This is a genomic window from Alcanivorax sp. HI0083 (genome assembly GCF_001635175.1).
On sequence record NZ_LWFX01001056.1, the window covers coordinates 1 to 8,390 of the forward strand.

Sequence of the window (8,390 nt, forward strand, 5' to 3'; positions counted from 1 at the left end):
AAACAATGGCGGCGAGCCTGGCCCGCCGCCATGCGGGAATCACTACGGTGCTTACTTGGTGTAAGGCAGCAGTGTCAGTTCCACGCGACGGTTCTGTTCCCGTCCGCTGGCCGTGTTGTTGCTGGCAATGGGTTGGGTTTCACCAAAGCCCACGGTGTCCAGACGAACCTGTTCAACCCCGAAGCCAGACAGCTTGTTGGATACCGCCTGGGCCCGTTGCTGGGACAGCAGCAGGTTGTAGCGATCGCCGCCAGTGCTGTCTGTGTGTCCGGCCACCTGGATCATGGTGGATTTGTATTCGTTAAGCACTTCGGCTACTGCATCCAGCACCGGATCGAAAGAGGATTTAACGTTGGTGCTGTCGGTGGCAAAGGTCAGGTTGCCCGGCATGTTGAGAATGATGTTTTCGCCATCACGGGTAACGGAAACCCCGGCACCTTCGAGTTTCTGACGCAGCTTGGCTTCCTGAACGTCCATGTAATAGCCCACACCACCACCGGTAATCGCACCGATGCCGGCCCCGGCCAGAGCGCGTTCTTTACGCTCTTTGGCGCTGTCGGACGTGGCGATACCGATCAAGGCGCCGGCGACCGCACCAATTGCCGCACCGGATGTGGCTTTGGAGGTTTGTTTTTCACCCGTGTAGGGGTTAACTGTGCTGCAGCCCGTAACGGCAATCGCACTCGCCAGCGCAAGTGACCCGGCAAATCGTTTCATGAAAGCTCCTTGGGATTCGATAACATATTGGTTTTTTTACTGGTTTAGGCCTGAATGAACCATAGCGGTAGTGTAAAAGCTGGTAAAGTGCCGACGTCACGACTGCACCCAATTTGATCAAATCGTTACAGGATATCGCTTGGCTATTCAGGATTTTTCACCGCCATCGTTGGCGACAATGGACCGGTTGCTGGCTGTGTCCCGGCGCTATTTCGCTCCCCGGCTATTTGGTGCCGATAATGTGGACCCACAGCGCCCGGCGCTGTTTGTGGGTAATCATGGCCTGTACGGCCTGATTGATTCCCCGCTTTTCGTGCTGGAGTTGTACCGGGAAACCGGCGTTTTCCCCAGAGCCCTTGGAGATCGGTTGCATTTCCGCGTGCCGGGCTGGGGGCCATTGCTCAAACGCTGGGGGGCGGTGGAAGGCAACCCCGACAATTGCACGCAACTGATGCAGGCCCGGCAGCCGGTACTGGTCTTTCCCGGTGGAGCGCGGGAGGTGGCCATGCGCAAGGATGAAGTGCACAAGCTGGTGTGGAAGAAACGCACCGGGTTTGCGCGCATGGCCATCGAACACGGTTACGACATTATCCCGTTTGCCTCTGCAGGCTGCGACGAAGCCTACCGCGTGCTGATCGACGGTAACGATTTTCAGCAATCCTGGCTCGGCCGCACTTTGCTGAAGCGCCCACGGCTCGACAAGCTGTTACGCGGTGGCGACATGTTCATGCCATTGAGTCGGGGCGTGGGACCCACCCTGATTCCCAAGCCGGAGCCCCTCTGGTTCCAGATCGGGGCACCAATCTCAACCGCTCCCTGGGCCGGCAAACAGGGCGAGACGGACGCCTGCTGGGCGGTGCGTGAAACCGTCGCGGCGTCGATTCACGGTATGCTCGAGTCCCTGAATCAGGAGCGCGCAGCCGCACGTCAGCAAGGCTGGCGCCGTTGGTTGCTGTAACCCGTCCGCAGCCTTGGCTTTGCACGTAACGCCCAAATCACGCCTTTGTCACAAATAGTCCATCCAGTGTCCTGCCACGCCAGTGAAAGCGCGGCGTGTCAGGGCTACTATGAGTGAAAATAAGGAGTGTATGCATGCGACGCTGGAATGGCTGGGGTGACAGCAATAATCACTATCCGTTGAAACCGTCCGGGTTGGCCTTTATTCAGGCGCGCCTGGGCCGTGCCGAACCGCTACCCGACGCGGAAATGGCGGCAGTGATTGCCCAAGTGCCGGCGTCCCGGCTACCGGAACACCCAGGGGTCAAGACCGATGCGGAAACCCGGCTGCGTCACGCGCGCGGGCAAAGCCTGCCCGACTGGCTGGCCATGCGCTCCGGTGAGTTCGAGCGATTCCCGGATGGGGTTGCCTCGCCTTCCAGCAGCGAAGAAGTTCGCGCACTGCTCGATTGGGCGTTGGCCCAGGGCATTACCGTGATTCCCTATGGCGGTGGCACGTCCGTGGCAGGACATATCAATCCCCCTGAGGGCGATGCACCGGTTCTGACCTTGAGCCTGGCGGCCATGGACCAGCTGATGGATCTGGATACGCAAAGCCAGATCGCCACGTTTGGCGCTGGCACACCCGGCCCCAAGGTGGAGCAACAGCTCCGTGAGCGGGGCTACATGCTGGGGCACTTTCCCCAATCCTGGGAGCTTTCTACCATTGGCGGCTGGGTGGCAAGCCGCTCCAGTGGCCAGCAATCCATGCGTTATGGCCGCATTGAGCAGATGTTTGCCGGTGGTCGAGTGGAAACGCCCAAAGGTACATTGACGATTCCTACCATTCCGGCCTCATCAGCCGGGCCTGACCTGCGGGAAATTATCCTCGGCTCGGAAGGGCGCATGGGGGTGATCACCGAAGTCAAAGTACGGGTCACGCCGTTGCCGGAAACGGAAACGTTTCAGGTGGCGTTCGCCCCGGATTGGGATACCGGCAAAGAGCTGGTGCGGCAGATGACCCAGGCGAAGATACCGCTTTCCATGCTGCGTCTGTCCAATGCGGAAGAAACCCGCACGCACCTGATGTTGGCCGGCCACGAAAAGCTGGTCGGTATTTTGCATCGTTACCTGAATGTGCGTGGCTGTGGTGACGGCAAGTGCATGATTACCTTCGGTGTCACCGGCGACAAGGCGCAGGCGCGCCATGTGCTCGGCCAGGCTCGCAAGCGGATCCGTCAGGCTGGTGGCGTCATGGTGGGTACCCTGCTGGGGAAAAAGTGGGAAGAGTCCCGTTTCCGCTCACCGTACCTGCGCCACGGGCTGTGGGAACACGGCTATGTGGTCGATACCTTTGAAACCGCCGTGGACTGGAATCGGGTGACCCCGGCCATGGTGGCCATGGAACAGGCGGTACGTGACAACGCCGGTGACGGCGAGCAGGTGCATGTTTTTACGCACCTGTCACATTTGTACTCGCAGGGTTCCAGTATTTATACCACTTACGTGTTTCGCTGCGCGGACAGTTACCAAGCCACGCTGGATCGCTGGCGGGTGCTGAAGCAGGCAGCCAGTGAGGCCATTGTGGCGAACGGTGGCACCATCAGTCACCAGCATGGCGTAGGCCGTGACCACGCGCCCTGGTTGCACCACGAAAAAGGCGAGCAGGGAATGGCGGTGCTGAACCGGCTGGTCGATCACTTCGACCCCCTGCATCGCCTGAATCCTGGCTGCTTGATCGACGATTGATACCGGCGCGATTCGCTTACGGACAAACAGGGGAAGACTCTATGCTCGGCCAACGCCGCACGTTGACAGAACTGGCCGCACCCGCCACACAGGGCAAGCCGCAATGGGACCTGATCGTTATCGGTGGCGGCATCACGGGTGCCGGTGTCATGCTGGAGGCGGCCCGTCGCGGACAACGGGTGCTGCTATTGGAGCAAACCGATTTCGCATGGGGGACCTCGAGTCGTTCCTCCAAAATGGTGCACGGCGGCCTACGCTACATCGCCCAGGGCGATATTGCCCTGACACGCCACTCACTGCTGGAACGTGAACGTTTGCTCAATGAGTTGCCGGGGCTGGTGGAGCGGGCCACCTATCTTTTCCCGTTACGCAAGGGCGTATTCCCCGGGCGCTGGCCCATGAAGGCGGTGTTGTGGCTGTACGATTTCCTGGCCGGTATTCGCGACCACCGTTACCTGAACAAGGCACAGCTGTTAAAGCGGGTGCCCGGGTTGCAGGATCAGGATCTCACCGGGGCCATGTGCTATACCGACGCGCTCACCGACGATTGCCGCCTGGTCATGCGCACGCTGCTGGAAGGGGCGCGCCATGGCGGGGTAGCACAAAATTACGCGCGTGTTGTTCAGGCCGAACAGAGCGGGAAAGGTGAACAGGGCTTCTCTGTTACCGTGGAAGACCGGGTCAGTGGTGAGCTGTCCACGCTCAAGGCTGCTGCGGTGGTGAGCGCTACCGGAGCCTGGGCAGACCGTTTTTCCGGCGCTGAGGCCAGAGTGCGGCCATTGCGTGGCAGCCACCTGTTTATCGACCCGGCCGCATTGCCGGTTAACGATTGCCTTACGGTGATGCACCCCGATGATGGTCGGCCGGTGTTTGTGTTCCCCTGGGAAGGGGTGACCTGTGTGGGCACCACGGACCTGGACCACCCCCAGGACATGGATATTGAAGCTGCGGCCAGTGATCGGGAAGTAGTCTACCTGCTCAAGCTGATCAACACCCAGTTCCCCGGCCGCAACGTCACCCGTGATCACATCTATTCGACCATCGCCGGGGTGCGCCCGGTTATCGCCTCCGGCAAGGGCGTGGATCCGTCCAAGGAGCGTCGGGACCATGCGGTGTGGGGTGAAAATGGCATTGTCACCGTCAGCGGCGGCAAGCTCACCACCTTTCGGTTGATTGCACTGGATGCGCTGTTGGCCACCGGTTTGATCGACGCTAAAGAGCACCGTCGCAGCCAGAAAAGCAAAGCGCGGGGGTTTGAGCCCATCGAGAATGCCCCCGAGGCCGTGGAGGCGTTTCTGCATGCGGACCAGGCGAACCCCGCCTTTATTGCGTGGATCCTTGCCCATGAATCGGTGGTGCATCTGGATGATCTGATGTTGCGCCGCACCCGCCTTGGGCTGGTCAAGCCCGCCGCAGGGATCGCGGTGCTGTCGTCATTGCGTGCGCAAATCCAACAGGCCCTGGGCTGGGATGACAGCCGCTGGGACAAGGAGCTGATCCGCTACCGGGAGATCCACCAGCGTTTCTACGGCGTGCCCACACCTGCTGGTGCCGCTGCTGAGCCGAACGTTTCGGCCGAGATCCGGGAGAAGCAGGCAGGATGATGGATGAGCCGCTGGTACTGGCGCTGGATCAGGGCACACAAAGCGTGCGTGCCATGTTATTCAATCGCGACGGCGAGTTGATCGCCCGTTACCAGCAGCATATCGAGCCTTATTTCTCCCTCGAACCGGGTCAGGCAGAACAACATGCCGGCTATTTCTGGGAGCAGCTCGGACTCGCTTGCCAGGGATTATGGGAGCAGCACGGCGCACTCAAACATCAGGTTAAAGCGGTGGCTCTGACCACCCAGCGCGCTTCGGTGGTGTGTCTTGATGAACACAAGCAACCGATACGCCCGGCGATTATCTGGCTGGACCAGCGCCGCACGGATTCCATCCCCCGACTGCCCTGGTGGCTGGCAGCCCCGGTGACAGTGATCGGGCAGGGGGAAACCCTGCGGCAGTTCCAGGCCAAGGCCGAGTGCAACTGGCTGGCGGTGGACGAACCTGTGCTATGGCAGAAAACCCGACATTTTCTGCTGCTGTCGGGCTACCTGACCTATCAGCTTACCGGGCAGCTGCGGGACTGTACCGCGTCCCAGGTGGGCTACATTCCTTTCGATTATAAAAGGCGCTGCTGGGCAGCGGCCCATGACCTTAAATGGCAGGCGTTGCGGGTGCGCCGTGAACAGTTACCGGAACTGGTAGAGCCGGGCAAACCACTGGGGGCGATCACCGAGCAGGCCAGCCTGGCCACAGGCATCCCCGCAGGGCTGCCCCTGATTGCCTGCGGCGCGGACAAAGCCTGCGAAGTGTTGGGTGCCGGCGCCTTTACCCCGGAAATTGGCAACCTCAGTTACGGCACCACCGCCACGTTCAACACCTGCAACGCGCACTATGTCGAGCCAATCACCTTTGTCCCGGCCTACGGCGCCGCCGTGCCCGACCGCTATAATTCCGAAATCATCGTTCAGCGCGGTTACTGGATGGTGAACTGGTTCAAGCGTGAATTCGGGCAACAGGAAGTGCAGCAGGCCGAAACGCTGGGCGTGGCGCCGGAAACGCTCTTTGAAGCCTTGCTGGAAGAGTCTTCGCCGGGCGCCATGGGGTTGATGCTGCAGCCGTTCTGGAACCCGGGCGTGCGTATTCCCGGGCCAGAAGCCAAAGGTGCCATTATTGGGTTTGGCGATGTACACACCCGCGCCCACCTGTACCGAGCGATTATCGAGGGCATCGCCTATGCCCTGCGTGAGGGAAAAGAACGGCTGGAAAAGCGTAACCGCATTCCGGTCAACTCCCTGCGCGTGTCTGGTGGTGGCTCGCAAAGCGATGCGATCATGCAGATCACCGCGAACATCTTCAATTTGCCTGCAGTGAGGCCCCACACCACGGAAACCTCCGGTTTGGGGGCTGCGATCAATGCGGCCGTTGCTTTGGGGCTGCACCCGGACTATCCCTCTGCGGTGGCCGCCATGACACGCCCGGGTGATACCTTCCTGCCAGAGGCGGCCCCGGCACGTCACTACGACGCCCTGTACCGGGACGTCTACCGCAAGTTATATCCTCGGCTGGCGCCGTTATACCGTTCCATTCGCCGCATTACCGGCTATCCGGCTCGGGTTTAATCACGCCCGCGCTGTCCTCTGTGGTAGGGTCTTACCTCCATTGTCTTCACGGTTTGTGTCCATGTTCCGCTGGTGCTCAACGCTGTCTCTGCTTGCCGCTTTGCTGGTGCTGCCTTTGGCTGCGCACAGTGACGATAACAGCAACACCCTGAGCCAATTGCGGGCCGATCTATCACAGGGCCAGCTGGGGGTGCTGTTACAGCGCCAGGATATCGTGCCGTTGCCGGCGTCGACCATCAAACCCTGGGTGCAGGCGCAGCCCATCGACCGTTTTGCCATTACCGGATTCAATGAAAGCGACAGCCGTTTTGCGGCGCGGGTACGGCTGCATTTTCCTGATGGCGCCATCAGCTTCCTCCGCCTGGAGGGGGCCCCGGCTAACCCCTACACATTAACCGACTGGTACGATTACAGTTCCGGGATGCGGCTAACCGCGCTACTGGAAGAAGGCCGCTGGCTGCAAAGTGAAGCAGGCAAGGCGTTTCTGGAAGCGCTCGGTGAGTCACAAAATCAGGCGCGTGTAGCCAACCTGGCGCAAGGGCGTCCTGCGGCACTGAAATTGTGGCTGACCCAGTGTCTGGGCAAGCCCTGCGAGCGCATTGCTGTGGAACATCAGCTTGAATCCGAACAGCCGATGGTTTGGTTGCTGCGCCGGGCAATTGCGAGTGGCGGCATGGACCAGTACCGGCAACAGCACGATGCGTTGCTGACAGCGCTGGGTGACGATCCTTACCTGTGGTGGCTGGAAGGGCAGTATGCGCTGGAATACCAGCAGTGTGCCTGGCTGGCCTCGCCATTACGCGAGGCCTGGCTGCGCCATCAGGAGGTGCTGGTTCTGGCGGATGTGGCTCTGCAGTGCACGCTGAACCACACCCCGGAGAAAACCGCCTTTGGCACGGCGCTGACTCGACAACTGCCTGTGGCTACGATCATGGATTCGGTAACTGCGTTTTTTGCAGCCCATAACCGCTCGGTACCAGAAAATTGGCGGCGGTGGGGCCAGACCTCTTTACCACTCATCCCGCCGTCTGATCAGGAGTAACGCCATGCGTGTATCGGAACTGGCAAAAAAGGCGAACACCACCGCAGAAACCGTGCGCCATTACACGGATATCGGTTTGCTGTCACCGAGTCGCGACAGCCATAACGGCTACCGTTATTACGGGGCAGAGGATTTACGCTTGTTGCGGTTTGCCCTGAAAGCCCGGTCTCTGGGGTTCACTCTGGGCGATATTCAGTCACTGACTCAGGCCTCCCGCGAAGGGGAAACACCTTGTGGCCAGGTCCGCACCCTGATTGAAAGGCGGCTAACGCAGGTAGAAGCTCGAATCGCCGAACTGCAGGCGTTGAGTGCTCGTATGCGTGATGCGATGAATGAATGGCAGGGTGCGCCGGACTGCCGGCTGGATGATGGCCGGGTATGTGGTCTGATTGATTCCTTTGTGGGTAACGAAGCAGAGTAGGGCAGCGCTGGCTGAACCGTTGAGCCTTTCGTTTAGAAACTTATCCAGCACAAGGAGCAGGAGGAGCGGAGAAGAGCACCTGCAGCCATCATCAGTATTGGCTACAGGTGCTCGCCAGCGGAGCACGCTAGGTGCTCGATTTTTTCTGCGAACTCCCTTTCTTCTTGTCGGCGATGGCCGAACCGGACTTGTTCTTGTCCGATTTGTTGTCAGTGGTGGTCTCTTTTTCCTCGCCTTTGCCATCCGTCTTGTTCTCCGCTGCCGCTTTCTCGGCGGCGGCTTCAGCGCGGGCTTCGGCTTTCTTTTCTTCCTTGGCGGCGTCTTCTTTCACCAGGCCAAGAATATGCCAGCCGGCCTTC

Annotated in this window: 7 protein-coding genes and 1 pseudogene; 6 read left to right on the top strand and 2 right to left on the bottom strand. The window is 60.2% G+C overall.

Annotated elements, in window-relative coordinates; genetic code table 11:
- Positions 1 to 51: 51 nt before the first annotated feature.
- Positions 52 to 717 (bottom strand): OmpA family protein, encoded by a 666-nt coding sequence (locus A3754_RS13750; protein WP_063520144.1) that lies wholly within the window; start codon positions 715 to 717, stop codon positions 52 to 54.
- Between the two features lie 139 nt (positions 718 to 856).
- Here A3754_RS13750 and A3754_RS13755 point away from each other — a divergent pair, with 139 nt between their 5' ends.
- The 6 genes from A3754_RS13755 to A3754_RS13780 all read left to right on the top strand — a co-directional run bounded on the left by A3754_RS13755 (position 857) and on the right by A3754_RS13780 (position 8,031).
- The gene (locus A3754_RS13755; RefSeq protein ID WP_082872332.1) at positions 857 to 1,675 is read left to right on the top strand and encodes a lysophospholipid acyltransferase family protein; all 819 of its coding nucleotides are present in this window, start codon (positions 857 to 859) and stop codon (positions 1,673 to 1,675) included.
- Positions 1,676 to 1,809: 134 nt separating this feature from the next.
- Positions 1,810 to 3,402: an FAD-binding oxidoreductase gene (locus A3754_RS13760; protein WP_063520146.1), complete on the top strand. Its 1,593-nt coding sequence runs from the start codon at positions 1,810 to 1,812 to the stop codon at positions 3,400 to 3,402.
- A 41-nt stretch (positions 3,403 to 3,443) separates the two neighbouring features.
- Entirely contained in the window at positions 3,444 to 5,006 is a 1,563-nt protein-coding gene (locus A3754_RS13765) for a glycerol-3-phosphate dehydrogenase/oxidase (RefSeq protein ID WP_063520147.1), read from the top strand.
- Positions 5,006 to 6,568: an FGGY-family carbohydrate kinase gene (locus tag A3754_RS13770; RefSeq protein ID WP_082872331.1), complete on the top strand. Its 1,563-nt coding sequence runs from the start codon at positions 5,006 to 5,008 to the stop codon at positions 6,566 to 6,568. The genes A3754_RS13765 and A3754_RS13770 overlap by 1 nt, the downstream gene beginning before the upstream one ends.
- Before the next feature lie 40 nt (positions 6,569 to 6,608).
- Entirely contained in the window at positions 6,609 to 7,610 is a 1,002-nt protein-coding gene (locus A3754_RS13775) for a hypothetical protein (RefSeq protein WP_231880630.1), read from the top strand.
- A 4-nt stretch (positions 7,611 to 7,614) separates the two neighbouring features.
- The gene (locus A3754_RS13780; protein WP_063520150.1) at positions 7,615 to 8,031 is read left to right on the top strand and encodes a MerR family transcriptional regulator; all 417 of its coding nucleotides are present in this window, start codon (positions 7,615 to 7,617) and stop codon (positions 8,029 to 8,031) included.
- Positions 8,032 to 8,158: 127 nt separating this feature from the next.
- Here the strand turns inward: A3754_RS13780 and A3754_RS27740 are convergent.
- A pseudogene (locus A3754_RS27740) lies at positions 8,159 to 8,390 on the bottom strand (sodium:proton antiporter); the annotation flags it as partial.